General features: G+C 40.2%; 24 protein-coding genes and 2 pseudogenes. 15 read left to right on the forward strand and 11 right to left on the reverse strand.

Annotated elements, in window-relative coordinates:
• The 3 genes and pseudogenes from H6G97_RS17480 to H6G97_RS17490 all read left to right on the forward strand — a co-directional run.
• Nucleotides 1–633, forward strand: a pseudogene (locus H6G97_RS17480) (IS630 family transposase); the annotation flags it as partial.
• 5 nt (nucleotides 634–638) lie between these two features.
• Nucleotides 639–1,607: pseudogene (locus tag H6G97_RS17485) on the forward strand (nitroreductase family protein); the annotation flags it as partial.
• 18 nt (nucleotides 1,608–1,625) lie between these two features.
• Nucleotides 1,626–2,000, forward strand: coding sequence for a hypothetical protein (locus H6G97_RS17490; RefSeq protein ID WP_190942008.1), 375 nt, complete (start codon nucleotides 1,626–1,628; stop codon nucleotides 1,998–2,000).
• Nucleotides 2,001–2,032: 32 nt separating this feature from the next.
• Here H6G97_RS17490 and H6G97_RS17495 read toward each other — a convergent pair whose 3' ends face one another.
• The 3 genes from H6G97_RS17495 to H6G97_RS17505 all read right to left on the reverse strand — a co-directional run bounded on the left by H6G97_RS17495 (nucleotide 2,033) and on the right by H6G97_RS17505 (nucleotide 3,262).
• Nucleotides 2,033–2,503, reverse strand: a complete 471-nt coding sequence (locus H6G97_RS17495; protein WP_190942009.1) for a hydrogenase maturation protease — start codon at nucleotides 2,501–2,503, stop codon at nucleotides 2,033–2,035.
• A 75-nt stretch (nucleotides 2,504–2,578) separates the two neighbouring features.
• Nucleotides 2,579–2,764, reverse strand: a complete 186-nt coding sequence (locus H6G97_RS55955; protein WP_190942010.1) for an element excision factor XisH family protein — start codon at nucleotides 2,762–2,764, stop codon at nucleotides 2,579–2,581.
• Nucleotides 2,765–2,839: 75 nt separating this feature from the next.
• Nucleotides 2,840–3,262, reverse strand: a complete 423-nt coding sequence (locus tag H6G97_RS17505; protein ID WP_190942011.1) for a hypothetical protein — start codon at nucleotides 3,260–3,262, stop codon at nucleotides 2,840–2,842.
• A 285-nt stretch (nucleotides 3,263–3,547) separates the two neighbouring features.
• Between H6G97_RS17505 and H6G97_RS17510 the strand changes: the two genes are divergently transcribed.
• The 3 genes from H6G97_RS17510 (at nucleotide 3,548) to H6G97_RS17515 (ending at nucleotide 4,840) form a co-directional block, all read left to right on the forward strand.
• A complete protein-coding gene (locus H6G97_RS17510) occupies nucleotides 3,548–4,051 on the forward strand; it encodes a cold-shock protein (protein WP_242054969.1) in 504 nt (167 codons plus the stop codon).
• The gene (locus H6G97_RS52540; protein WP_338421750.1) at nucleotides 3,946–4,215 is read left to right on the forward strand and encodes a DUF1294 domain-containing protein; all 270 of its coding nucleotides are present in this window, start codon (nucleotides 3,946–3,948) and stop codon (nucleotides 4,213–4,215) included. The genes H6G97_RS17510 and H6G97_RS52540 overlap by 106 nt, the downstream gene beginning before the upstream one ends.
• A gap of 118 nt (nucleotides 4,216–4,333) precedes the next feature.
• Entirely contained in the window at nucleotides 4,334–4,840 is a 507-nt protein-coding gene (locus tag H6G97_RS17515; RefSeq protein WP_190942012.1) for a GNAT family N-acetyltransferase, read from the forward strand.
• Between the two features lie 74 nt (nucleotides 4,841–4,914).
• On the opposite strand, the gene H6G97_RS17520 is transcribed toward H6G97_RS17515, so the two are convergent.
• Together H6G97_RS17520 and H6G97_RS17525 are read right to left on the reverse strand one after the other, a co-directional pair.
• Nucleotides 4,915–5,133, reverse strand: coding sequence for a hypothetical protein (locus H6G97_RS17520; protein WP_190942013.1), 219 nt, complete (start codon nucleotides 5,131–5,133; stop codon nucleotides 4,915–4,917).
• Between the two features lie 87 nt (nucleotides 5,134–5,220).
• Nucleotides 5,221–5,613, reverse strand: coding sequence for a hypothetical protein (locus H6G97_RS17525; protein WP_190942014.1), 393 nt, complete (start codon nucleotides 5,611–5,613; stop codon nucleotides 5,221–5,223).
• A gap of 441 nt (nucleotides 5,614–6,054) precedes the next feature.
• Between H6G97_RS17525 and H6G97_RS17530 the strand changes: the two genes are divergently transcribed.
• The 5 genes from H6G97_RS17530 (at nucleotide 6,055) to H6G97_RS17550 (ending at nucleotide 10,459) form a co-directional block, all read left to right on the forward strand.
• A complete protein-coding gene (locus H6G97_RS17530; protein ID WP_190942015.1) occupies nucleotides 6,055–6,672 on the forward strand; it encodes a TetR/AcrR family transcriptional regulator in 618 nt (205 codons plus the stop codon).
• Between the two features lie 109 nt (nucleotides 6,673–6,781).
• Nucleotides 6,782–8,071 carry an ABC exporter membrane fusion protein gene (locus tag H6G97_RS17535; RefSeq protein WP_190942016.1) on the forward strand — a complete coding sequence of 430 codons (1,290 nt, stop codon included), beginning with the start codon at nucleotides 6,782–6,784 and terminating at the stop codon, nucleotides 8,069–8,071.
• Between the two features lie 55 nt (nucleotides 8,072–8,126).
• A complete protein-coding gene (locus H6G97_RS17540; protein ID WP_190942017.1) occupies nucleotides 8,127–8,462 on the forward strand; it encodes a DUF2834 domain-containing protein in 336 nt (111 codons plus the stop codon).
• Between the two features lie 15 nt (nucleotides 8,463–8,477).
• Nucleotides 8,478–9,644, forward strand: coding sequence for an ABC transporter permease DevC (gene devC / locus H6G97_RS17545; RefSeq protein WP_190942018.1), 1,167 nt, complete (start codon nucleotides 8,478–8,480; stop codon nucleotides 9,642–9,644).
• A gap of 62 nt (nucleotides 9,645–9,706) precedes the next feature.
• Nucleotides 9,707–10,459 carry a DevA family ABC transporter ATP-binding protein gene (locus H6G97_RS17550; RefSeq protein WP_190942019.1) on the forward strand — a complete coding sequence of 251 codons (753 nt, stop codon included), beginning with the start codon at nucleotides 9,707–9,709 and terminating at the stop codon, nucleotides 10,457–10,459.
• A gap of 193 nt (nucleotides 10,460–10,652) precedes the next feature.
• Here the strand turns inward: H6G97_RS17550 and H6G97_RS17555 are convergent, their stop codons facing one another.
• Entirely contained in the window at nucleotides 10,653–11,309 is a 657-nt protein-coding gene (locus tag H6G97_RS17555; protein WP_190942020.1) for a GAP family protein, read from the reverse strand.
• A gap of 370 nt (nucleotides 11,310–11,679) precedes the next feature.
• On the opposite strand from H6G97_RS17555, the gene nifJ reads away from it, so the two are divergent.
• The 3 genes from nifJ (at nucleotide 11,680) to H6G97_RS17570 (ending at nucleotide 18,658) form a co-directional block, all read left to right on the forward strand.
• Nucleotides 11,680–15,294, forward strand: a complete 3,615-nt coding sequence (gene nifJ / locus H6G97_RS17560; RefSeq protein ID WP_190942021.1) for a pyruvate:ferredoxin (flavodoxin) oxidoreductase — start codon at nucleotides 11,680–11,682, stop codon at nucleotides 15,292–15,294.
• Between the two features lie 592 nt (nucleotides 15,295–15,886).
• Nucleotides 15,887–18,430, forward strand: a complete 2,544-nt coding sequence (locus tag H6G97_RS17565; protein WP_190942022.1) for a beta strand repeat-containing protein — start codon at nucleotides 15,887–15,889, stop codon at nucleotides 18,428–18,430.
• Between the two features lie 15 nt (nucleotides 18,431–18,445).
• Nucleotides 18,446–18,658, forward strand: coding sequence for a hypothetical protein (locus H6G97_RS17570; RefSeq protein ID WP_190942023.1), 213 nt, complete (start codon nucleotides 18,446–18,448; stop codon nucleotides 18,656–18,658).
• A 118-nt stretch (nucleotides 18,659–18,776) separates the two neighbouring features.
• On the opposite strand, the gene H6G97_RS17575 is transcribed toward H6G97_RS17570, so the two are convergent.
• Together H6G97_RS17575 and H6G97_RS17580 are read right to left on the reverse strand one after the other, a co-directional pair.
• Entirely contained in the window at nucleotides 18,777–19,343 is a 567-nt protein-coding gene (locus H6G97_RS17575) for a DUF2808 domain-containing protein (protein ID WP_190942024.1), read from the reverse strand.
• 22 nt (nucleotides 19,344–19,365) lie between these two features.
• Entirely contained in the window at nucleotides 19,366–19,803 is a 438-nt protein-coding gene (locus H6G97_RS17580) for a DoxX family protein (RefSeq protein WP_190942025.1), read from the reverse strand.
• A 400-nt stretch (nucleotides 19,804–20,203) separates the two neighbouring features.
• Between H6G97_RS17580 and H6G97_RS17585 the strand changes: the two genes are divergently transcribed.
• Entirely contained in the window at nucleotides 20,204–22,378 is a 2,175-nt protein-coding gene (locus H6G97_RS17585; RefSeq protein WP_190942026.1) for a DEAD/DEAH box helicase, read from the forward strand.
• Nucleotides 22,379–22,472: 94 nt separating this feature from the next.
• Here the strand turns inward: H6G97_RS17585 and H6G97_RS55395 are convergent, their stop codons facing one another.
• From H6G97_RS55395 to H6G97_RS17595, 3 genes are read right to left on the reverse strand one after another with little or no spacing between them, the layout of a single operon-like run.
• Nucleotides 22,473–22,739 carry a sensor histidine kinase gene (locus H6G97_RS55395; RefSeq protein WP_338421747.1) on the reverse strand — a complete coding sequence of 89 codons (267 nt, stop codon included), beginning with the start codon at nucleotides 22,737–22,739 and terminating at the stop codon, nucleotides 22,473–22,475.
• Between the two features lie 2 nt (nucleotides 22,740–22,741).
• Entirely contained in the window at nucleotides 22,742–23,884 is a 1,143-nt protein-coding gene (locus H6G97_RS54780; RefSeq protein ID WP_338421748.1) for a HAMP domain-containing protein, read from the reverse strand.
• On the reverse strand, nucleotides 23,881–24,939 hold the full coding sequence (locus H6G97_RS17595; protein ID WP_190942027.1) for a substrate-binding domain-containing protein: 1,059 nt from the start codon (nucleotides 24,937–24,939) through the stop codon (nucleotides 23,881–23,883). The genes H6G97_RS54780 and H6G97_RS17595 overlap by 4 nt, the downstream gene beginning before the upstream one ends.
• Nucleotides 24,940–25,036: the final 97 nt, after the last annotated feature.

The raw sequence follows: 25,036 nt of genomic DNA on the forward strand, positions 1-25,036 counted from the left end.
CCAAAGCCAACCCAGAGGCGGTGGCAGAAAAAAAAAGGAGATTGAAACACTACTGGCAAGCAAGCGTTCCGAAATCGAAACCGGAAAATTGAGGGTATTATTAATTGATGAGTGTCATTTAATGTGGGGAGACGCCATTGGCTATGTCTGGGGGAGAACTGATACGGAAATAACAGTTCCAGTGGTGAATGAGCGCAATAAACAAACATATTATGGGGCAGTTGATTATATCGAAGGAAAATTGCTGCTTAGAGCTTACGATAAGGGAAACTCAGAAAATACAATTGATTATCTCCGATATCTGCTAAATGAGTCTGGTGAGCAACAATTGTTACTTTTTTGGGATGGTGCGACCTATCATCGTTCCAAAGAAATTCAAGGGTTTTTGGATGAAGTTAATCAAGGTTTGACAATTGACCAATGGAAAATACGCTGCGTTCGTTTTGCACCCAATTGTCCAGAACAAAATCCTATTGAGGATATTTGGTTACAAGCCAAAACGTGGGTACGGCGTTTTTGTGCCTTAATTCCAACATTCTCACATTTGACATGGATTTTGAATGGTTTATTCGACACACTACCTTTGATTTTGCCACTCTTCAGATGTACGGAGCTTTTTCAAAAATCAAATAGGAGTCCTATACCATCTAGAAGTTGAGAATAATTGTCTAACTCTCATCTATGAATTAATTGATGATGGGTTAGAGAATTATATTATACCGGGTAAATGTATCAACGGATTCATCTTTTTAATTAGTTGTGTTTATTATAGGTCTAGCTGGAAATATCAAAATAGAAGCATAAGATATTGCTTCTTAGATAGCGGACACCATTTAGGTGCGATCGCAGCTTCAGCTTATGTTCATGAAAAAGAAATACAACTAGTTTTTGACTTTGATAAACTTGCGCTCAATTCAGATTTGGGTTTTGAGAATAAGGAGTTTATTACTGGTTGTGCGGTGTCAGGAGAAATACAAGACAAAAAAATCAGACGTTTAAGGCTGAAAATTCCTTTTGTTTCTGGTACTGATTATTTTGAACCTAATCAATTTATTGAAGATGCCTATCAAGCAACGGCTCTACAAAAGAGTTGTCAGCAGAAATTAGAGTATCCTCAATTTGATTTTGATCGGGATCAATTTTATCAAACAATTTGGGATAGACGTTCTATTAGACGTTTCCGGAAAGAGTGTATTTCTCAAGAAGATTATTTATATGTAGTGCAACAACTTCAGCAGTCAATACCGACAGAAAATTATGAGCAAATAGAGATTTACTCAGTGGTGCATCGAGTAGAAGGAATGACACCTGGGTTATATAAAGGTACGTATCTGGTTAAAGCGGGTAACTTTAGCGAAAAGACAGGTTACTTATGTATTAATCAGGCTATTGCTAGAGATAGCGCTGTAACTTTATTTTTCGTGTCAGATTATTTAAATTATCAAACTGCTATGCAAATAGCTGGTTTTCTTGGACAGAGGCTTTATTTAACTAGTAATTATTTGGGGATTCAGTGTAGTGGAATTGGTGCGTATTATGATGACGAAACCCAAGAATTATTAGAAACGAATAAAGATGTACTTTATGGAATGGTGATTGGAATATAAGCAGGAAGCTAAAGAGATATGGCTAGAAAGATGTATTACTTCAATAGTGATGACTCACATCCTATGCAACCCACATCTGCGGATATTATACTGCGGCAACAGCTAGAGTATTCTATTAGCAGATACTTTTATGACGCTTGCGATCGCACGATTCAAAATCTGCTATCTAATTGTCGGTGGTATGTCACAACCCCCGCCAATGCTCTGACATTGGTAATTGAATGTCCCGATCAAGTTACCAATTGGCGTGTTCTTCAAAAAATCGTGCCAATGGGGACATTACTATATGGAATTGTCAGCAGTGCTAAAATCCGTGTTTGTCCGCCAGAGAGTCAAGGCGTACCTTTTGAAATGAGGGTAGATGAACTTTCAGTTTATCGGGATTGGGCGTAAGAGAATAGTTAGGAGTTAGGAGTTTAAAATTTCTACTCATTATTTTGGCTGATGAGTGCAGCTACCTCTTCAAAGACTAAATCAGCAGAATATTTGACAACAAGGCTTAACTCCAGCCCCAAATCAAGATTTGCAGCCTCAATTAAATAAACTGTAACATCTTCGGGAAAGTCATTTTGAAAGATTTTCCGTCCGGCGGCTAAAGCATTATCCCAACGAAAATCGTGCAAGTTATAACTAGGTTCTGGCAAAGCTTCCAGTTCTTTTCCTGGAACTTTAAACACAGCACCTGGTTCAGAACCTGTTGAACTTGCATCAATAATTACTAATTGTTTACTACCTCTAGCTTGAAACATTACTTCCATCCCTGCGGTGCCACAGTCATACACACGCACATGAGGATGAGGGTTTTCAGCTAGATATTTTTGTAAGCGTTGGGCAATGATTACGCCCACTGCGTCGTCACTGCGATTTAGATTGCCGCAACCGATAATAGTTAGCATGGGATGAGATTTAATTGTTTAAGTAGATGCGGTCATATTCTATGAGAATATTTTTAATAATATTTCTATAGTGATTTAGTTTATCCATTGAGCTATAACCTCACTTTCGACATTTACAACCATTAATAATAGTTGATTCTGCTGAATTACTAACGTAATTGCTTTTAGCTGGAAAAATTTTTCATAAGTGCTTTGCTTAATTGCTAAATAAAGTTGATATTGAGGTTCTGTAACAATAATTAAAGTTTGTAATATAGCCAATCAGTAGTAACTGAAACAGAGGCTTTGTCTATATTATTAGTTAAAGCCTCTGAAAACTAAATTATCAGCAGGAAACTATATCTCTACACCATGTTTCTTGGCAACTTCAGTTAGTTTCTCATACTGATGTTGTGATGCTTGAGTTAATATCTCTTCAGCCTGTTCTTTAGTACTTCCTTCTTTAGGAATTAAATACTTGACATAAAGAGATACAAAATCAGCAGCGATCGCTAAACCGGATAAAGCATGTTTGTCAGCTTCCTTGCCAGCGATCGCAGCTACCAAACCGGCTTTAATTGGGTCTGGTTTAACTTTCATGAACTGCTCGACAAGTTTAGGAACATAGTCTTCTGGTGGCAAATTATCTAACTTACTTGTATCAGGAGTAAAGTTACATTCTGCGGCTTGAGCCTGCTCTAAAACACACCATTCTATGTATTCTTGCAATGCTGCATCGGGAACGCGAGGGAGATAATTATGTAGCGCTAAATCAGACACAAGCTTACCGTGTAAATTGCTGTTTTATGCAAATGCATTAACGCAAGCCTAACGCACTGTTTCTATAAGTTTTAGTGTGTTACGCTACGACTTTTGAATATAAGGCATTGGGAATATGGCATTAGGCATAGGTTATTTCTCCCTCATTTCCCCCACTCCCCACTCCCCGGTTAAAAAAGTTGGTGGGGCGATGTCTCCGACGGGCTACGCCTACGCATTTTTGATGTTGTCTATTTGTGTAGACAAGGGCACACTATAAGACAGGTATAAATATATAATTTGTTCATGAAACCTGCTTTACACAAAGGGCAACTAATCAGATGGAAGGATGATCGCGGGTTTGGTTTCATACAAGCCGATGATGGTAGTCAAGAAGTATTTTTACATATTACAGAATTGAAAGGCGTTAACCGTCGTCCCCAAGTTGGTGATTTGATTTGTTATCAATTAACAGCTCGTAAAGATGGTAAAGTACGCGCTTTTAATGCTTCTATTGAAGGAGTTACATCAAAATTATCATCTTCTACGGCACCAAAGAAGTCTATAGCCAGAACTGTAGACAAATCTATATCATTAGTATTAAAGACATTACTTCTATCTTTACTACCTGGCTTGGGTTCAATCCATCTTGCACTAACAACTGGCAACCCAATTCCTCTAATTCTTTATCCTGTCATGGTTTTATTACCTTTTGGCTATATGCCGATGATAAGTCTCGCGCACAACAAGGACGATGGAGAAGACAAGAAAATACTTTACATCTGTGCGAATTTACGGGTGGTTGGTTAGATGGATTCGTTGCTCAACAGAAGCTACGTCACAAAAGCAGCAAAGTTTCTTATCAAGTTACATTTTGGGTAATAGCAATTCTTCACATTGTATTTTGGTTAGATTGGCTATTTTTTGGTAAAGCGTTGATAAATTTGTTTTTTACTATTGCTTCTAGAGGATGAGGATCTGGTGTTCGATACTGAGTTTGTGAGTACACAACAGATTGTGGTTTACTAGACTTAGACTATGAGTAATGTTTCTATTCTCAAAAATGCTGGAGTTGCACTGAGGTCTTAGCTAATGACTTTAATACTTGAAACTCAGAGGTTGTTGTTAAAACCAATTTTGAAAAGTGGGCTGAACACACTACACGCTATTCTCATTGACTCATACGTTAGAAAGTATCTGTGCGATGACAAAATTTTTCCATTGCAACAGGTTGAAGAGATGGTGATACAGAGCCAGAATAGTTTTGAAGAAAAAAAACTTGGTTTATGGTTTATTGAAACTAAAAATGAGCAAGAAATCATTGGATTTGTTGGTTTATGGGATTTCTTCGATGAAGAACAGCCCCAACTAATTTATGCTTTGCTGCCTGAAGCAACCAAAAAAGGCTATGCTACCGAAGCGGCAACTAAGATACTGGACTATTGTTTTAATAAACTTAACTATCAGTATCTTTTAGCAAGCTGTGATCGGCCAAACCTTGAATCACAAAAAGTAACAGAAAGGATTGGAATGAGAAAGGTGGATGAAAAAATCGTAAATGGCAATCCTTTAGTATTTTTTAGGATTGAGAGGTTGTAAAAGACATTGTGACTGTGAAAGCGATCGCCTAGTTCTCATAGATTTCCCTATCCTCAGAATCTAGATTGTCTAAGTCAGTCTGTTGCTTGAGGATGAACGCAATAAACAGCAGCGATCGCTGAAGTAGCAAATGTAGTCTCCGAAGTAGCAAATGCGTAGGCGTAGCCAGCCCTTGGCATTAAGATTTGGCTGCCCAAAGTAGAGAAATGCTGCCGAAATTTCTTCTGGCAAAGGGGCATTTTCGGCAAATATTCCAGCAAAGCTTTTCTGCTTTGAGCTAAAGCAGCTAGCATAAATATTTCATCCATGTTTGAGCGTAAATGTTCTAGATAAATTACACGAGCAAAAGTTAATTATCTCTTGTTAAAAAAGTTTCTATATTAAAATTGAGTAACTGTCACACTAATACCAGAATCGAGTTTAGGAACCTTTAGATATTCAATTGGCTCACTACTTTGAGAACTTTGGCTATCTGTTGGCTTTTGACATTGCTTAAAGAAAGACTCTGGATTATTGATGAACTCAAGCGGATTAATCTTTTGGCATCCTCGATCCTGCACTAGCATAATTGATTCAGCAGTTTGTTTGGAATTATTACTTTGTCCGATAAAATTACTCCATGTAGTGTTAATCGTGGCTGGTTCCGTCAATAAAACTCCTGCCTGATTGCGATCGTCTATTATCATGGGTACATTTTCTTGGTTAGCATAGACACTCTTAGGTAAAGCAAGTGCGTTAATTACAACCATTAAGGTGATAAAACAGGATTTCATAATTCAATCTCTTAATATCAGTCTAATAATTAAAATTCGCTAGATACAGACACCCAAAAATAGCAGTCTAGTTTTAGTACTTCAGATTAACACAGGTACTAAGGAGTATGGCTAAACTTCATTAAAAATGTAGTAGCATCTATTACACTGTGGCGTAACTTTACCTATCTTTAGCAAGTTGCTCAGAGCAGCGTGTCTGCTTAATTAAGATGGTAGCTTGATTTCTGTCATACTGTACTAGTCAGATGTTGGCTATTGCATCCTCTAAGCACATCAGTATTTGACCGAAGAGACAGGGGGAGCAAGGGAAAAGATACTAGAATTCCTCCAGCAAAGAAGGGTTTCAGAGAAAATCAATTTATTTTTGCCCGATTTAAATCAATCAGTAGTAAACATGCTAAGTTAATATATAACGAGCGTTCGATATAAGTAACCTGAATCATGCCTAAGATTGTTGACCATGAGCAATACCGTAAAGAACTGCTCGACAAGTGCTTTGATTTATTTGCCCAAAAAGGTTATGGTTCCATCACTATGCGCCAAATTGCTGAAGGGCTAGGGGTTTCTACTGGTACGTTGTACCACTATTTTTCTAGCAAACAAGCTCTATTTGAGCAATTGGCCCAGGAAATATGTGAGCAAGATTTAAGTACAGCATTAGCTGAACTAGAAGGAGCGCAAACGCTGCAAGAATCAATGGAAGCATTAGGAAGATATCTAGTTAAAAACGAAGATTATTTCATTAAATGGACTTATATTTGGATTGATTTTTGCCAACACAAAGACTCTACAGAAATGTTGAAAAATAGTATTTTTAAGCGAACTAATCAGCGCTATCAGGAGGCAATTTTTGATCTTTTTGGTATTCAAGATTCGGTAGTGGCTTCCTTTATTTTGAGCTTTGTAGACGGTTTAATTCTGGAAAAATTATGGGGTAATGAAACAATTGATTTTATTGAACAATGTGCGTTGTTAGGCAAAATACTGACGGTATATTTACCGCAGCATACAGTAGTGTCTAGGAGTAAAACAGCCTTTATATCAGGTTTGGAGAGCTAGATTATGTACTTTATGCTTATTGTAGGTAAATCAATAATTATCAGCATTTATTGAAAACTTAAAATTATTTTTACTATAAATAAAACATTTTTTTAGGAGAGTAAAAGAGATGGTTCAAAAACTGTCAGAGAAAGCTTCCAAGAAAGGGTTAGTTGCATTAGTAATTGCAGCTACTGCTATTACAGGTGGAATTATTGTTTATGGGATTTCTCAGTTTGGCCAAATAACCCAAACTGGGACATCTCAGCCAGTTGAAAGTACGCCCAACATTCAAAAAGTAGCTGCATTAGGACGGCTAGAACCGGAAGCAGAGGTAATTAGCTTGTTTGCGCCCTTAGCATTGGATGGCGATCGCATTGCCAAAATTCTAGTCAAAGAGGGCGATCGCGTTCAAGCTGGACAGGTAGTAGCAATTTTAGATGCCCGCGATCGCTTGCAAACTGCTGTACTACAAGCCCAACAACAAGTCAGAGTTGCTCAAGCTAAACTCGCTCAAGTGCAAGCAGGAGCAAAAGTAGGAGAAATTAACGCCCAGCAGGCAAGTGTTGAACGCCTTGAAGCGCAATCCCAAGGAGACAAAACAGCGCAACAGGAAGCCATATTCCGCATAGAGGCACAGTGGGAAGGCGACAGAATAGCGCAAGAGGCAACCATTAAGAAGCTAGAGGCAGAACTCAAAAATGCCGAAGCCGAATATCAACGTTATCAGCAGCTCTATTCTCAAGGCGCAGTTTCTAATTCTTTGTACGATAGCAAAGGTTTGACTGTAGAAACTGCCAAACAGCAAGTAGACGAAGCCAAAGCAGTTCTCAACCGGATTAACACCACTGCTAGCAAACAACTTGCCGAAGCCAAAGCAGCACTCGCCCGTACTAACGCTACTGGTAGCAAGCAAGTTAATGAAGCCAAAGCCACACTTAACAGTATTGCAGAAGTCCGACCTGTAGATGTCGCCGCAGCCAAGACAGAAGTTGAAAATGCGATCGCCACACTCAAACATGCCCAAACCGAGTTAGCGGGTGCTTACATCAAAGCACCGATGGCGGGACAAATCATCAAAATTCATACGCGAATGGGAGAAAAAATTAGTGCTTCTGGCATTGCAGACTTAGCGCAAACAAACCAGATGATGGCAGTAGCAGAAGTTTATCAAACTGACATCGGTAAAGTGAAATTAGGACAAGAAGCAGTGATTAGCAGTCAGGCATTTGTCGGTGAACTGCGAGGAACCGTTGCCCAAATTGGGTTGCAGGTGAATAGACAAAACGTTTTCAGCAATCAGCCAGGGGAGAACCTTGATAGCCGAGTAGTTGAGGTGAAAATCCGCCTCAATCCTGAAGACAGCAAACGAGTTGCAGGTTTCACCAACTTACAGGTACAAACAGCAATTGAAATATAGAGTTGTTGTTCGCTATCTCGTGTATTCCATCATTTTTTATAAGGTGAATTTAATCATGATTAAAATCATATACCTTTTGCTTTGTGTACTTGGCTTCGTTCTACCTTACTCCCAGTTTCTTCCATTTATCTTAGAACATGGTCTTGATATAAAGCTGTTTTTTGAACAACTATTTGCCAATAAAATCTCTGGTTTCTTTGGCATGGATGTTATTGTTTCATCGCTAGTCTTGTGGATATTCGTTTTTTGGGAAGGGACACGTTTGAAAATGCAAAATCTCTGGGTTTACATTGCCTGTAATATTTGGGGTGGTGTTTCTTTTGGTCTTCCCTTATTTCTTTTCATGCGAGAGCGCCAGCTTGAACAGCAAGCTAAAACACTGGGTTACTAAGGAGTTTTTTAAAATATGTTTTCTAAACTATTTCGCAAAACGCCGCTAGCATGGCGGCAGTTAATGAAAGAAAAAACCCGTCTGGCTGTTGCAGTCGCTGGTATTGCCTTTGCCGATATACTGATGTTTATCCAGTTGGGATTTGAAAGTGCGCTTTTTGATGCTGCTGTGAAACCTCATCGCAATTTACAAGCAGATTTAGTTTTAATTAATCCCCAATTTCAAACTTTATTTTCTGTAAAAAACTTTTCCAGAGAGCGACTATATCAAACATTAGGTTATGAAGGTGTTCAGTCAGTTAATTCTGTCTACATCAGCACCGGACAGTGGCGAAATCCTGAAACACGTCTTGAACGAGCTATTTTAGTTTGGGGTGTTGATCCGGCAAAATCAGCATTCAAATCGTCCGAAATTAAACAAAATCAGCATCACCTTAAACAGTTGTATCAAGTTCTGTTTGACCAGGCAGGTCGTCCAGAATATGGGGCGGTTGCCGATATCTTTAAGAATACAGGCAAATTTCACACGGAACTGAATAGTAAAGCCGTCTTTGTTAAAGGCTTGTTTACTGATGGTGCTTCCTTTGCTGCCGATGGTAATGTGATCACCAGTGACTCGACCTTTCTCCAGCTATTTCCACAGCGTCAACCCGATCGCATCGAAGTTGGGTTAATCACGCTTAAACCAGATGCAGATCCAGAAAAAGTGCGATCGCAACTTGTCAATGGACTACCTAAAGATGTCAGAGTCCTCACTCCAGAAGAGTTTGCCAAAGTGGAGAGAACTTACTGGGAAGCCGGTACTGGTATTGGTTTTATTTTCGGTTTAGGTACAGCAGTTGGGTTTATTGTTGGCATCGTGATTGTCTACCAAATCCTTTACTCGGATGTTTCTGACCACTTGCCAGAATATGCCACCCTCAAAGCAATGGGATACACCGATAATTATCTCTTAGGTGTTTTAATTCAAGAAGCATTATTATTAGCAATCCTAGGTTTTCTGCCTGGATTCATCCTTTCTTTTGGACTGTATCAAGTCACTTATGCTGCGACGATGCTTCCTATTTTCATGAAAATGGAACGGGCGATCCAGGTTTGGATTTTGACCGTGATCATGTGTAGTGTTTCTGGCGCGATCGCTATGCGAAAACTACGGTCTGCCGACCCTGCCGATGTTTTTTAGACGCGATTCATCGCGTCTCTACAAGAATTATTTCTCTATACCCAATGCTTTATAAAATCATAATGTTGCAAAAATCTCTAGCAGTGAATTCCGATTCAACATTTTCTACTTTAGAATCTGTGATTTCTATCAGTAACCTCAATCACTATTTTGGTGAAGGTGCGCTTCGCAAACAAGTATTATTCGATATTAATTTGGAGATTAAGACTGGGGAAATCGTTATTATGACTGGCCCCTCTGGATCGGGGAAAACCACCTTGTTAACCTTAATGGGTGGATTACGTTCTGCTCAAGAAGGTAGTCTCAAAATCTTAGGGGAGGAAATTCGTGGCGCTAAAAAGTTGCAATTAACTAAACTTCGCCGCCAGATTGGTTATATTTTCCAGGCTCATAACCTGATGACTTTTTTGACAGCAAGAGAAAATGTGCGAATGTCCTTAGAGTTGCATGAGGATTTTCTGAATCAGGATATCAATGCTAAAGCGATCGCTATTTTGGAAACTGTCGGTTTAGGCGATCGTGTAGATTATTACCCAGAGAAACTATCTGGAGGGCAAAAACAACGGGTTGCGATCGCTCGTGCTTTGGTTAGCCATCCTAAGATTGTTTTAGCAGATGAACCCACTGCTGCACTCGACAAAAAATCTGGGCGCGATGTCGTGGAAATAATGCAGAAGCTAGCCAAAGAACAAGGTTGTACAATTTTGCTAGTTACCCACGACAACCGCATCCTCGATATTGCCGATCGCATCATTTATATGGAAGATGGTCAGTTGAAAACAGATGGCGCAGATTTTACCACAACAAGCAAGTAATACTAATTCGTAAATTGATTCAATAAAAATCTTTCAGAGGTTTACTGGTATCTTTGCGGCTCACCGATACAATATCGGCGATGCCAAGGATTTGAAGCCATCAACCAAATATTAAAAACCAAAACGGATAATAATAGTTCTTTAAGTTAGTAACATCAGTCAATTTTTAAACAAATTGAGCTTTGACAAAAAACTATGTAAAAAACTGAACGAGACTGTTAATCATAAATAAAACCCCAATAGCACTTAAAACAAAGGGTAAAATTTTGCTTGTCCAACTGTTTATTCTATAATTAAATTCTTTTAGATAACTAACAATATTGTCATGAAATAGAAGATAAGCTGCAACCATTATCAATAATGGAAAAATAAAAATTAAATCGTATAATGCCCAAATTAATATAAACATTGGGATTGAAATATGGGCATCAGTTAATTGCTTGAAAGCAGCAATATGAGGTAATGCAGTTGGAGTTTCGACAATGACAATGGTAAAACCTAAGAAAAAAATATGCAGTGGATTGAGTGAAAGAGGCTGTAGATTTTTTATAGAAGGTTTAAAAAAAATTGGTGCATTACATCCTATAATCAATAATACTATTCCTACAAGGAATTGTATTCCATAAATACTTTCACCAACAAAATTTAAAACTTGTTGGATTACTTGTATCATACCCCAAGCAATTAACAGCCCTGAAAACAAAAGCCCAACATATTCCCCAAGGGTAAAAGCTAATGCACAAATCACAGGCTTCGGTGTACTCAGTAGATAAATTTGCACAGCAAAGCCATTAGGATTAATACTGCCAATTACTGAGATTGCTGCAAGAGAAAGTAAAAAAGATAGCATACTTGAATAACAAAGTTTTTTTGAGTTTTCTTTAAGGAAAATATATCAGGAATTCCCGACCCTATACCCCACAAAAAAAAATAAATTATTTGAAAGTCTTTTCAAACAGGAACTTTGGCTATTGAGTACATTATTAATACATATTAATAGATGCAGCATTGTAGATGAGATATTAATAGATGCAGTATTTATTAAGGGTTAACTTTAGAGCCAAAAGTCATCAATAAATTATCCTTTAATCACGGAGTAAATCCTACCGATAATTTTTTAATGTAGATAATACGCTAATTTTTTAGTTTTGGCTATTTCTGATTCTTATATTCATACGTTCTGATCGTGCAGTTGAGAGATGGGGACAAAAATTCAGATTATGAACAAAACCTTTGCAACCATTGATGGGAATGAAGCTGTTGCCCGTGTTGCTTACAAATTAAATGAAGTGATTGCCATTTATCCCATCACCCCCTCTTCAGCAATGGGTGAATGGGCAGATGCTTGGTCAGCAGAAAGTCGTCCCAACCTATGGGGTACTGTTCCCAGCGTCGTGCAGATGCAGAGCGAAGGAGGAGCGGCTGGTGCTGTGCATGGAGCATTGCAAACAGGTTCCCTGAGTACCACCTTCACGGCATCTCAGGGATTATTGTTGATGATACCCAACTTCTACAAAATTGCTGGTGAACTGACTAGCGCTGTGGTTCATGTTGCCGCCCGTTCTTTGGCTACTCATGCGTTATCAATTTTTAGTGATCATAGCGATGTGATGGCAGCTCGTGCGACTGGTTTTGCCCTGCTGTGTTCTGCTTCCGTGCAGGAAAGCCAAGATTTTGCTCTCATTGCCCATGCTGCTACCTTAGAGACGCGAGTCTCCTTTATGCATTTCTTTGACGGTTTCCGTACTTCGCATGAAGTGCAGAAAGTTAAATTGCTGTCAGATGATGATTTGCGATCGCTAATTCACGATAACTTAATACTCGCCCACCGCAGCCGCGCCCTCACTCCAGATCGTCCAGTTTTGCGTGGTACTGCCCAAAACCCCGATGTCTATTTCCAAGGACGCGAAGGCGCTAACCTTTATTACAACGCCTGTCCAGATATTGTCCAGCGCATCATGGATGAATTTGGAGAACGCACGGGAAGGCATTATAAAATCTATGAATATTACGGCGCTAACGATGCCGATCGCGTTATTGTTCTTATGGGTTCAGGTTGTGAAACTGTCCATGAAACAGTAGATTACCTTAACGCCCGTGGTGAAAAACTTGGTGTAGTCAAAGTGCGACTTTACCGCCCCTTTGATGTCCAAAGGTTTGTCGCAGTATTACCAACTAGTGTACAAGCGATCGCAGTTCTCGACCGCACCAAAGAAGCCGGTAGCGCCGGGGAACCGTTGTATTTAGATGTTGTAGCTGCTATTCATGAGGCGTGGGGAGATAAGAGAGCAGGGGGAGTAGAGGGAGCAGGGGAGGCAGGGGGAGAAAATACTTTCTCATACCCTAAAATTTTGGGTGGTCGTTACGGTCTTTCTTCTAAGGAATTTACTCCGGCGATGGTGAAGGGCATTTTTGACAACCTTGCTCAAGCTAAACCGAAAAATCATTTTACTATTGGGATTAATGACGATGTTAGTCATACTTCCTTGAGCTTTGACCCTAATTTCTCTACAGAATCGCATAATGTTGTTAGGGCAATGTTCTATGGGTTAGGTGCTGATGGTACAGTTGGGGCTAACAAAAACTCCATCAAGATTATTGGTGAAGAAACCGACAATTACGCCCAAGGCTACTTTGTCTATGATTCCAAGAAATCTGGATCAATAACCGTCTCTCACCTACGCTTCGGGCCAAAACCAATTCGCTCTACCTACTTGATTGACCAAGCTAACTTTATTGGTTGTCATCACTGGGGATTTCTGGAACGTATAGATATTTTGAAGGCTGCTATTCCTGGGGCAACTTTGCTGCTTAACAGTCCATACAATGCAGATACCGTTTGGGAATATCTACCGTTGAAGGTGCAACAGCAAATTATCGACAAGCATTTGAAGTTATATGTAATTAATGCTAGTCAGGTTGCCCGTGAAAGTGGCATGGGTGGGAGAATTAACACCATTATGCAGGTATGCTTCTTTGCCTTAGCGGGTGTGTTGCCACAGGAAGAAGCGATCGCTAAAATCAAACAAGCAATTGACAAGACTTACGGTAAAAAAGGTGCAGAAGTTGTCCGCATGAACCTGCAAGCTGTAGACAACACCTTAGACAACTTGCATAAAGTAGATGTCCCACAGACAATCCTAACTCCTAACTCCCCACTTCCCATTCCCCACTCCCCACTCCCCATTCCCAAATTTGTGCAAGAAGTCTTGGGCAAAATCATGATTTGGGAAGGTGATGATTTACCTGTTAGCACCCTACCTGTTGATGGTACATTTCCCCTAGGTACTGCCAAGTGGGAAAAACGTAACGTTGCCGAAGAAATACCTGTGTGGGAGCCGGATGTCTGCCTTCAATGTGGTAAGTGCGTGATGGTTTGTCCCCATAGCGCCATCCGTGCAAAGGCTTATCAAGCCGATGAGTTAGTTAATGCACCAGAAACTTTCAAGTCAACTGGTGCAAAAGATAAAGACTTTGCCAATCAAAAATTTACCATTCAAGTTGCCCCAGAAGATTGCACAGGATGCACTATTTGTGTAAATATTTGCCCTGCTAAAGATAAATCTGAGCCATCGCGGAAAGCGATTAATATGGCACAGCAGTTGCCATTGCGAGAACAAGAGCGAAAAAACTGGGATTTCTTTTTGAGTTTACCTAATCCTGACAGGCGATCGCTAAAATTAAACCAGATTCGCCAACAACAACTGCAAGAACCTTTATTTGAATTCTCTGGTGCTTGTGCAGGTTGTGGTGAAACACCTTACTTGAAATTATTAACACAATTGTTTGGCGATCGCGCCGTCATCGCGAATGCTACAGGTTGTTCCTCAATATATGGTGGGAATCTCCCCACAACTCCTTGGACAACCAACGCCGAAGGACGCGGCCCGGCGTGGTCTAATAATTTATTTGAAGATAACGCCGAATTCGGTTTTGGCTTCCGCCTCTCCCTCGACAAACAAGCTGAGTTTGCGGCGGAGTTGTTGCAGCAGTTGGGAAGTGAAATAGATGAAAACCTTGTCTACTCCATCCTGAAAGCTGAACAAAAATCTGAGGCTGACATTTGGGAACAGCGCGAAAGGATAGAACTGTTGCAGCAAAAGTTAGATGAAATCGTAACTTTCGATCCTAATCTCAAATCTAAAATCCAAAATCTAAAATCTCTTGCCGATTACTTGGTGAGAAAAAGCGTCTGGATTGTTGGCGGTGACGGTTGGGCTTATGACATCGACTTTGGCGGCATCGATCATGTAATTGCTAGTGGTCGAAATGTGAATATCTTGGTGATGGATACAGAAGTGTATTCTAATACAGGCGGTCAATCTTCCAAAGCTACGCCACGAGCCGCAGTTGCTAAATATGCTGCCAGTGGTAAGCCTGCACCTAAAAAAGACTTAGGGATGATTGCCATGACCTACGGAAATGTCTACGTAGCGAGTGTAGCCCTTGGTGCTAGAGATGAACATACTCTCAAAGCATTTTTAGAAGCAGAAGCTTATGATGGCCCATCAATAATTATTGCTTACAGCCATTGCATAGCTCACGGCATTAATATGACTACAGGGATGAATCATCAGAAAACTTTGGTAGAATCAGGTCGTTGGTTGCTGTATCGGCATAATCCAGAGTTGCTCAAAGAGGGTAAAAATCCATTGCAATTGGATATGCGATCGCCAAAGCAATCTGTAGAACATTCGATGTATCAAGAAAATCGTTTCAAAATGCTCACCAAGAGTAAACCAGACGTAGCCAAGCACTTATTAGAACAAGCGCAAACTGAGGTAGATACGCGTTGGCAGATGTACCAATACCTGGCAAAGCGCGATACTTTCTGAACATCAGCCCTAGTTTTTAGTTATAAAAATAACGACTTGAGTAACTCAAGTCGTTATTTTCGTTACAAAGTTACCTTTTTGGTTAGTAAAATCATTCTTTTTGTTACGAATATTATAATTTTCACTACAAAATTACCTTTTTGGTTAGTAAAATCATTATTTTCGTTACAAACATCATAATTTTCGTTACAAAATTACCTTTTTGGTTAGTAAAATCATTATTTTCGTTACTAATGCTGTGGTTTAAGTTGTGTTAAACCTAAACTTTAGCCAATAAACGCGCAAATGTTGGGTTTCTTTCCTTAACACAATTTGTTAATAAGAGCGTAATGTCTACAACGGGCTACGCTTATGCGAAAACTTTATAAATTAATTATAGATGTGCGGTTCAATTTTAGAAGATAGCAGGTGCGATCGGCGAACTTACCATTGGTACTCAGCCTCTTAGTACAACTCCAGATAGATAAACTACCCATTTGAAACTTCTAAAGCCCTTACGCAATGGTAATTACGAATTACGAATTACCCAAATTAGTATCTTTGCTAATGACTAACAACAAATAACTCAGTAAAAGCTAATACTGGAGAACTCATGGCAAATTCAACTTTTAACCTCTCCACCCTCAACGGCACTAATGGCTTTGCTATCAACGGCATTGCGTCGGGTGACTTCTCAGGCCGTTCTGTTAGCAGTGCAGGAGATATTAACGGCGACGGCATCGACGACCTGATTATCGGGGCACTAAATGCCTCCCCCCCCAACGGCGGCCGTCCAGGGCAGAGCTACGTGGTATTTGGCAGCAAAGGGAGTTTTGATGCCCAATTCAACCTCTCCACCCTCAACGGCACTAACGGCTTTGCCATCAACGGCATCAATCCAAGTGACAACTTAGGCTACTCTGTCAGCAGTGCGGAAGACATTAACGGCGACGGCATCGACGACCTGATTATTGGGGCACGTGAAGCCGACCCCAACGGCAACTTTTCAGGGCAGAGCTACGTGGTGTTTGGCAGCAAAGGGGGTTTTGATGCCCAATTCAACCTCTCCACCCTCAACGGCACTAACGGCTTTACCATCAACGGCATCAATCCACGTGACATCTTAGGCAACTCTGTCAGCAGTGCGGGAGATATCAACGGCGACGGCATCGACGACCTGATTATCGGGGCACCTGGAGCCGACCTCAACGGCGATTATTCAGGGCAGAGCTACGTGGTGTTTGGCAGCAAAGGGGGTTTTGATGCCCAATTCAACCTCTCCACCCTCAACGGCACTAACGGCTTTACCGTCAACGGCATCAATCCAAGCGACAACTCAGGCAACTCTGTCAGCAATGCGGGAGATATCAACGGCGACGGCATCGACGACCTGATTATCGGGGCAACTCGTGCCGACCCCAACGGCGATGGCTCAGGGCAGAGCTACGTGGTGTTTGGCAGCAAAGAGGGTTTTGATGCCCAATTCAACCTCTCCACCCTTAACGGCACTAACGGCTTTGCCATCAACGGCATCGATGCATTTGACAACTCAGGCACCTCTGTCAGCAGTGCAGGAGATGTCAATGGCGACGGCATCGACGACCTGATTATCGGGGCATCGAATGCCAACCCTAACGGCAGCCTTTCAGGGCAGAGTTACGTGGTGTTTGGCAGCAAAGAGGGTTTTGATGCCCAATTCAACCTCTCTACCCTTAACGGCACTAACGGCTTTGCCATCAACGGCATCGATGCATTTGACGACTCAGGCTTCTCTGTTAGCGGTGCGGGAGACATCAACGGCAATGGCATCGACGACCTGATTATCGGGGCATATCGAGCCGACAACCTTTCTGGGCAGAGCTACGTAGTGTTTGGCAGCAAGGGAGGTTTTGATGCCCAACTTAACCTCTCTACCCTCAATGGCACTAACGGCTTTGCTATCAATGGCATCAATCCAAATGACACCTCAGGCAACTCTGTCAGCAATGCAGGAGATATCAACGGCGACGGCTTCGCTGACCTGATTATTGGGGCAGGTGGTGCCTCCCCTAATGGCACCCGTTCAGGGCAGAGTTACGTGGTGTTTGGCGGGAAGAATATAAACAGTGGCAGCACCATTAACCTGACGGGAACTGCTGACACAGACACTCTCATCGGTACAATTGGCAACAACATCATCGACGGCAAAGCTGGCAATGATATCCTCACAGGCAATGGTGGTCAAGATAAGTTTGTGATTCGCCTCAGCGATGGCAATAACATCATTACCGATTTTAGTGGCGTAGGTAATAGCTTAAACGCATCAGTAGGAGTAATTGTCAATCTTGATACACTGCAATTTACAGGTAATGGCTTGACTGCCCAAAATCTCCAACTAACTCAACATGGCAAAAACTTAGAAGTCACCTTTGACAATGTAGCTAACACCAAAGTCACTTTGCAAAACTTTAAATTAGAAAACCTGGATAACCTGCCAGCAAATTTTCTAGAACCAGAGCAAGGCAATCCAGCAACTTTTCTAAAACCAGTGGGCAATATTCTGTTTGATGGGCAAACCAGCATCGCCGACAGTTTTGATGTCTTCGATGCCAATTCCACTCAAACTAGCATTTTCAACAAAAACACTGTCACCTTTCTCAATGACCTAAACAATAACATCGCAGGTTTTGACAACTCTAATGATGTGATTAATGGTCAAGGAGGTAATGACAAAATCGATGGCAAAAGTGGCAACGACCTGCTGCGAGGTGGTACTGGCAATGATACCCTTGTCGGTGGTGCTGGTAATGATACCCTTGTCGGTGGTGCGGGTGCTGACAGATTCCTTTACAATACCAATGCTCCCTTTGCTAGTTTTGCTGTTGGTGTAGATGCGATCGCTGACTTTAACCACTCCCAAGGTGACAAGATAATTTTAGATAAGACTACTTTTAATGCAATTACTTCTACTCCAGGAACAGGTTTTAGTAACGCCAATGATTTTAAAATCACGAATTCAGTGGCGACTAGCACAGCAAAAATTGTCTATGACGCTGTGAGTGGACAGTTGTTCTACAACCAAAATGGCAGCGCGGCTGGTTTTGGCAGTGGTGGTCTCTTTGCAACTCTAACTGGTGCGCCAACTCTGACGGCATCAGATTTTGTCTTGCAAGCATAATTCGGACAAAACATCTTGTTCCAAGCTTGGAATCTTGAAACTGAATCGTTTATTAACATGACCACAGGGATGAATCATCAGAAAACTCTGGTAGAATCAAGTCGTTGGTTGCTGTATCGACATAATCCAGAGTTGCTCAAAGAGGGTAAAAATCCTTTGCAATTGGATATGCGATCGCCTATCGAAAAATTAGAAGATACGTCAGCGACTCAGGAAAAATACAGCTAATCTTTCCTGAATCCTCAGAGATATTTAACGAAAAAGCTTGATGGTAAGCGCTTTCGTATTGTTTAAGACTCTTGCGCGTTTTTATAACACAACTTTTGGAGAACGTTCCCTATTCCCTCTATGGAAACCACCAGCTTCCCCTATTGCTGTAAAACTGAAATCGTCCAAAGCCAAGAAATTGGCCGTGAGATCTCTCACCCGCAGGAAATGCTGTGACACCTAATAAGTAGACACCAGAAAAGCTTGGATTATTTACAGGACGGAGGGCGATTGTAATTGTCTGCCCTGGAGTTACAGGTGGGTCAAAGTTTATAGAAACCGTGCGTGTGTCGCGCTCGTTTGTGACTGAGCTTAGTTTCAGTTGCGTTTCTTTGCGATTGCGTGTTCCGACAAATGCCCGGGTATCATCAAGATTGTAGCGGATGTTTTGTGATCCCTCTTTTTGGGCGATCGTTACCTTCTGGAGCGATTCTCCAGCATTCTCCGGCAAATCGATAGTGAAATAATAAGTTGCGCCCCAAACATTCACCTCTTTGTAAGTAGTTGTTGCGTTAACAAGTTTTGGCGGTTGAACGAAATAGACTACCCCATCTCTAAGCTGCACAGCTTGAGTCACCGGAAGCGTAACTTCTCCAATGCTTATTGCTAACGAGAGTGTTATTCCAAACAAAGTTGTGAGGCGCATGATTCAGATATAAAAAACGCACTTATTCTAATTCTAATTCTTTAGGAATCAGTGACTTAGGAATGATAGAAACTTGTTTTTCCCCAAACGAAGATTTTGTGTACCACCAAGCCCAAGCAATTAAAACAGCTTGAAGGGGAAGTCTAACTACGTGTAGCCAAGGTGAGTTTGGTATATGTTCAATCTTAATCAGATTAGCCGCCATGTAAATATTCGCTGGGTAAACAGCAATAAAAAGTGCAAGAAGTCCCCAAGCAGCAGCTTGACTTACAGGCGGAACTAATAACCCGATACCACCCAAAATTTCATAAAAGCCACTGAGATAAACTAATCCTAAAGGGTAAGGTAGTTGCGGCGGCACAATTTTGACATATTCTTCTGGAACAACAAAGTGTGTCACTCCAACAACAATGATGGATATAGCAAGGATGACACGTAATATTTCCTTATACTTCTTCATAGTTTTGCCTCATTATATACTTCCTCTTATTACTTCAGTTTGGCTTACAGACGTTAATCTGCCTTGAGTCAATAGGAGTAAAAACGGAAAATACTTTAATTAAATCAGAATAAATTACCTTAAGACAGAGATAAAATATTGTTTTTTATAATTATCTCAGGCGGAAATTAATAAAATTTGTGGTAATTTGACCAGTTCAAAAATCACTGTATTCTGTGGAGCCTGTGGATAAACAGATTTTTCGAATGGGGAAATCATTGACAGATTTGATTCGAATCTGATATTTAGTTGGTTTCAAGTTGTAAAAACTCAAAATTCCTCCGTTGCACTACTATTGTTTGATGATCAGTTGTCGTACTAGCTATCCTTAATTACCTATTACTTTTTATCCATAAAAAATATGAGCGATGCTTTTAGCAGACTTGCACCCTTCATTCAAGAATATATTTATCATCACCAGTGGACTGAATTACGACCAGTTCAAATTGCCGCTTGTCAAGTTATATTTGACACTGATGCTCACTTGCTAGTTACTGCTGCAACTGCTGCCGGAAAAACAGAAGCAGCTTTTTTGCCAGTTTTGACCCTATTACATGAAAACCCTGCTGCTACCATCGGCGTATTATATATTAGTCCAATCAAAGCTTTAATTAACGATCAATTTGAGCGTCTCAACGATTTACTCAAAGAAGCAGATATTCCAGTTTGGCACTGGCACGGTGATGTTTCACAAAATCGAAAAAACAAACTTTTAAAAAATCCTCAAGGCATTTTACAAATTACACCAGAATCTTTAGAAAGTTTGTTAATTAACAAAAATAACGACCTACTTCGCTTATTTGGTGATTTAAGGTTTGTTATCATTGATGAAATTCACGCCTTTATGGGTTCAGAACGTGGTTGTCAAATTATTTGCCAATTGCAACGTTTAGCAAAGTTAACGCAAAAACAACCGCGTCGTATTGGTTTGTCGGCAACTCTTAGTGATTACTCAATAGCTGAAGAGTGGTTGAGTTCAGGAACAGATAAGCCAGTCATTACACCAAAAATTGATGGCATAAAACGGCAAATAAAACTAGCTGTAGAACATTTTTATATTACTGATGAAGTAGATGAATCAGAGGTAAAAGCTGATGAAAAATATATTTTCAACCTTAGCAAGTCTCGCAAATGCCTGATATTTGCTAATAATCGCACGCGTACCGAATCTGTAATTGCATCTTTGCGACAAATCGCCACAGAACAAGGACTACCAGATATATATCATGTACATCATGGGAGTATATCTGCTAGCTTGCGGCAAGCTGCTGAAAATGCCATGCGTGAACCCAATAATCCAGCAGTTACTGCTGCCACTTTAACTCTAGAATTAGGCATAGATATCGGTCATTTAGAGCGAGTGATTCAGTTAGAGTCACCTTTATCTGTAGCCAGTTTTTTACAGCGCTTGGGACGCAGTGGCAGAAGAGGTGAAGCTGCTGATATGCGCTTTGTCTGTGCTGAAGATAAGCCATTAGCAGAAGCTTCTTTACCAGAACAAATCCCTTGGCAACTCTTGCAGTGTATCGCCATCATTCAACTTTATTTAGAGGAACAATGGATTGAACCAATTAGACCAATTAAATATCCTTTGAGTTTGCTTTATCACCAAACAATGAGTATTTTAACAGCAGCAGGGGAAATTTCAGCTAATGCCTTAGCTAAACAAATTTTTAACCTATCGCCCTTTGCGGCGATTTCCAAAAAGGATTTACAACTCTTGCTACGCTATTTAATTGATATTGGTCATATTCAACATACTGAACAAGGTAAATTAATCCTGGGTTTGGCAGGAGAGAAGGTGGTGAGAAAATTTCAGTTTTATGCTGTCTTTGCTGAACAGCAAGAATATATTGTTAAGCAAGGTACAACAGCAATTGGCAGTATTGTTACGCCGCTTCCTGTTGGCAATCAATTTGCTTTAGCTGGGAGAACTTGGGAAGTCGTAGAAGTTGACTTTAAAAAGAAGGTTATTTTTGTTAAACAAGCTGAAGGTAAAGCTAGTATTTATTGGCGCGGTGGTAGTGGTACTATTCATACCAGGGTTTTGCAACGAATGCAGCAAGTTTTATTTGAGAATATCGAGTATAGTTACTTACAAAAAAATGCTTTGGAACGTTTAAATACGCTTCGCCAATTGGTTCAACAAGTTGGATTAGATAAACACAATATTGTGCAATTAGAAAAAGGTAAATGCTGCATTTTCCCTTGGATGGGTACCGTTGCTTATCGCACCTTAGAAAGGTTACTCAATTCCTACTGTCGGGAATCATTGGAAATTACAAGTATTGGTGGCGTAAATCCCTATTATTTGACAATTAAATTAGGCAAAAATAAATTAAAATATCTTTATAGTGAAATTGCTTCATTGTGCGAACAAAAAATTACCTCAGAAGATTTAGTCAGTACTTCAGAAGCACCAGAAATTCAAAAATATGATGAATTTATTCCTCATCCACTTTTACGAAGAGCTTTTGCTAACGATTATTTGGATATGAAGGAACTCAAACAGCAAGTGGCAATGTGGAGAGAATAAATAATTCTTAATTATTAAGTAATAAAAAATTTATGTTGTATCTTAAAATAGAAAGTTGATTATAACTGCGAAATTCATTTAAAAAAATGTTTTATTATTGCAAATCAGTCGGCAATTGAAATCCGTTAGATTTTACCGATTTCCCAACCTGATGCAAAGGAATCTCAATCCAAAACTCGGTTCCTTTCCCCACTTCTGATTCACACCGTAGTACTCCAGAGTGTTTCTGCACCACAATCTGATAGCTAATTGATAAGCCTAACCCTGGTCCCTGTCCCACAGGTTTAGTGGTAAAAAATGGATCGAACAGTTTATTTTTAATATCTTCGCTTATACCAGGGCCATTATCTGCAATTATCACTGTTACTCGGTTAGGATTGTCATTGACTTGAGGATTTTGGGCAAATCATCTAGCATAAATTCTAAATCAATTTCCTCAACCTTTTCCTGAATCTTCTCTCCAGAACCTGGGAACTCTTCTTGATAGAGACGTATTAGTTCTAGCAGGTGTTGAGTGTATTCACTAGCGTGAACGATATTGCCAGAAATAAAGTTAACGGGGTTATTAATTTCGTGTGCAACCCCTGCCACAAGCTGGCCCAGACTAGACATTTTCTCAGTTTGAATCAATTGAGCTTGAGTGCTTTGGAGTTCTTGTAAAGCTTTCTGAAGTTCTGATTCTGCCTGTTTGCGTTCATAAATTTCCAACTCTAGACGTTGATTCATTTGGGTTAATTCAGTGTTCTTCATCAGGGTTTCACGAGATTCAGCTAGCTTAAGTGACATATAGTTAAATGACTTAGCAAGGTCTTCGACTTCATCCCCTGTCTGAATATCTAGACGGTAATCTAGATTTCCGGCGGCAATTTCTGCTGTTCCTGCTTGTAATTTTTGCAAAGACTTAATTGTTGGATGCCAAATCACTATAAATTTAACAATAAATAAAATTACAATCACTTGCACAACTACAAATGAGATAATTCTCTGTATTTGATATAGGTTTTCTAGCTCATCTTCAACCAAGAGGTTTTGCTGGTTAGCATGTTTAATCAGCTGACTGAGAAACAACTCAATGTCTCTATCAAAAGAATTGATGGCTCTAAAATACTGCTGGGAATCTGCTAAAGAAGTGTCACTGGAATTCCAGTGGATTAGTTGATTTGTTAACTGGCGAATAAACTGGTGACGACGACGAATCACTGCAATTTCCGTAGCATCTGGCATTAAGCGTTCTAATTTGTCGAGGGAGTCTAAAAACTGTTTTGAATACTTGAGCATTTCTGTGTCTTGACTCTTAAGTAAGACAATATCCTTGAGTTCAATAATTTCAGACTTCAAAGCATTTTCCGCAGTCAGAGCAACTTTTATCGTTTCGGTAGTTTGATTGCTTTTCTCCCGGATAGTCTGCCTTATCTGTTGGACAGCTACAGTATTGCCAACGAGAATAGCTATTATCAATCCGACAGACACGGCAGAACCTGTAAAAAACTTTGTCGAGATTTTCATTTTGCCGGAACAGAAATTAAGTTGAGATATTTTCGGAGTTGTTCAATAGGAGCGTAATCTGAAGAACTAACAAGGGTGTATCCGGCTGACTCAGTTCCGATAATATCCTCAAAACCTTCTGGGCTACTAATAAAAGCCTGCTTTAGCCGTTGGATTAACTCAGGTGCTAGTCTTTTGGACACTACTATTGGATAACTGGGTATGGGGGCAGATTCCCACAGAATTCTGGAGTTTTGAGGTGTTAGCTTACCGCTTTTTTGCCGTTTCAAGTAGGAGGAAATATTAGTGGCTACGGCATCAACAATGCCATTTTCTAATGCAGCCATACTGTTGCTATGGCTGCCAGTATAGAGGACTTTAGCAAAATCCCGGTCATAATTAATCCCTACTTTTTTGAATGTTGCCAGCGGCATCAAATACCCAGAGGTTGATAATTTATCTACAAAGGCAATACGCTTACCTTTGAGGTCTTTTAAGGTTTTGATGAGGCTGTCTTGTCTGACAATGATACACGCCCGATACCAGGGTTGTCCCGTATATTTATCAATGGGAGCAACCAACGGTTCGACTTTAGCACCCCGATCTAATGCCTCCAAATAGCTCATAGGCCCTAAATAAGCCATGTCCAGCTTATCCTGTAATAGCCAGTCAATGATTTGCTCATAATCTTTAGCAATCTGAAAATCTACTGAACTTGCGATCGCATATTCTACCTTTTGGATCTCTGGTTTTTTGTGTCTCCCTTGTCCTCCTATTATCTTTGATTGCGACTTAGTATCACCCCTCTGTCCAAGAGATTGCTCTAAGTATTCTTTTAGGGGTTTAATCATCCGTTCTTGCTCTGTCCGGCTTTGCGTAGGCAGCACCCCAATTTTTAAAGTTGGTAAGTTCTGTTTACTTGAGACATTATCCACAATAGGCTGGTTCTTCTGAGACACTTTTCCAGTACAGCCTGTGCTAAGTAGCGCCAGGATTACCACTACAATCAGAACTCTACTTTTATTGAATAAGCAATATCTAGTAACGAGTCTTGGTACTAGTAAGCACTTGTTCATAACATTTAATTTAAATTATAGATAGTTAATATCAGAGTACCGAACAAAATAAACAAAGTCCGCTTAGGCGGACTAAGGTTAGTTAGCTGCAAGATTT

This window comes from Nostoc flagelliforme FACHB-838 (genome assembly GCF_014698065.1).
In the GTDB taxonomy this organism is placed as follows: domain Bacteria; phylum Cyanobacteriota; class Cyanobacteriia; order Cyanobacteriales; family Nostocaceae; genus Nostoc; species Nostoc flagelliforme_B.

What these genes read in the sequence shown, in the direction of transcription:
- H6G97_RS17540 (WP_190942017.1), top strand. Translation starts at nt 8,127, where the DNA reads ATGATTAAAATCATATACCTTTTGCTTTGTGTACTTGGCTTCGTTCTA.
- H6G97_RS54780 (WP_338421748.1), bottom strand. Translation starts at nt 23,884, where the DNA reads ATGAAAATCTCGACAAAGTTTTTTACAGGTTCTGCCGTGTCTGTCGGA.
- H6G97_RS17515 (WP_190942012.1), top strand. Translation starts at nt 4,334, where the DNA reads ATGACTTTAATACTTGAAACTCAGAGGTTGTTGTTAAAACCAATTTTG.
- H6G97_RS17565 (WP_190942022.1), top strand. Translation starts at nt 15,887, where the DNA reads ATGGCAAATTCAACTTTTAACCTCTCCACCCTCAACGGCACTAATGGC.
- H6G97_RS17550 (WP_190942019.1), top strand. Translation starts at nt 9,707, where the DNA reads ATGTTGCAAAAATCTCTAGCAGTGAATTCCGATTCAACATTTTCTACT.
- H6G97_RS17520 (WP_190942013.1), bottom strand. Translation starts at nt 5,133, where the DNA reads ATGCTAGCTGCTTTAGCTCAAAGCAGAAAAGCTTTGCTGGAATATTTG.
- devC (WP_190942018.1), top strand. Translation starts at nt 8,478, where the DNA reads ATGTTTTCTAAACTATTTCGCAAAACGCCGCTAGCATGGCGGCAGTTA.
- nifJ (WP_190942021.1), top strand. Translation starts at nt 11,680, where the DNA reads ATGAACAAAACCTTTGCAACCATTGATGGGAATGAAGCTGTTGCCCGT.
- H6G97_RS17530 (WP_190942015.1), top strand. Translation starts at nt 6,055, where the DNA reads ATGCCTAAGATTGTTGACCATGAGCAATACCGTAAAGAACTGCTCGAC.
- H6G97_RS17555 (WP_190942020.1), bottom strand. Translation starts at nt 11,309, where the DNA reads ATGCTATCTTTTTTACTTTCTCTTGCAGCAATCTCAGTAATTGGCAGT.
- H6G97_RS17575 (WP_190942024.1), bottom strand. Translation starts at nt 19,343, where the DNA reads ATGCGCCTCACAACTTTGTTTGGAATAACACTCTCGTTAGCAATAAGC.
- H6G97_RS17495 (WP_190942009.1), bottom strand. Translation starts at nt 2,503, where the DNA reads ATGCTAACTATTATCGGTTGCGGCAATCTAAATCGCAGTGACGACGCA.
- H6G97_RS17585 (WP_190942026.1), top strand. Translation starts at nt 20,204, where the DNA reads ATGAGCGATGCTTTTAGCAGACTTGCACCCTTCATTCAAGAATATATT.
- H6G97_RS17490 (WP_190942008.1), top strand. Translation starts at nt 1,626, where the DNA reads ATGGCTAGAAAGATGTATTACTTCAATAGTGATGACTCACATCCTATG.
- H6G97_RS17525 (WP_190942014.1), bottom strand. Translation starts at nt 5,613, where the DNA reads ATGAAATCCTGTTTTATCACCTTAATGGTTGTAATTAACGCACTTGCT.
- H6G97_RS17535 (WP_190942016.1), top strand. Translation starts at nt 6,782, where the DNA reads ATGGTTCAAAAACTGTCAGAGAAAGCTTCCAAGAAAGGGTTAGTTGCA.
- H6G97_RS17580 (WP_190942025.1), bottom strand. Translation starts at nt 19,803, where the DNA reads ATGAAGAAGTATAAGGAAATATTACGTGTCATCCTTGCTATATCCATC.
- H6G97_RS17510 (WP_242054969.1), top strand. Translation starts at nt 3,548, where the DNA reads ATGAAACCTGCTTTACACAAAGGGCAACTAATCAGATGGAAGGATGAT.
- H6G97_RS17595 (WP_190942027.1), bottom strand. Translation starts at nt 24,939, where the DNA reads ATGAACAAGTGCTTACTAGTACCAAGACTCGTTACTAGATATTGCTTA.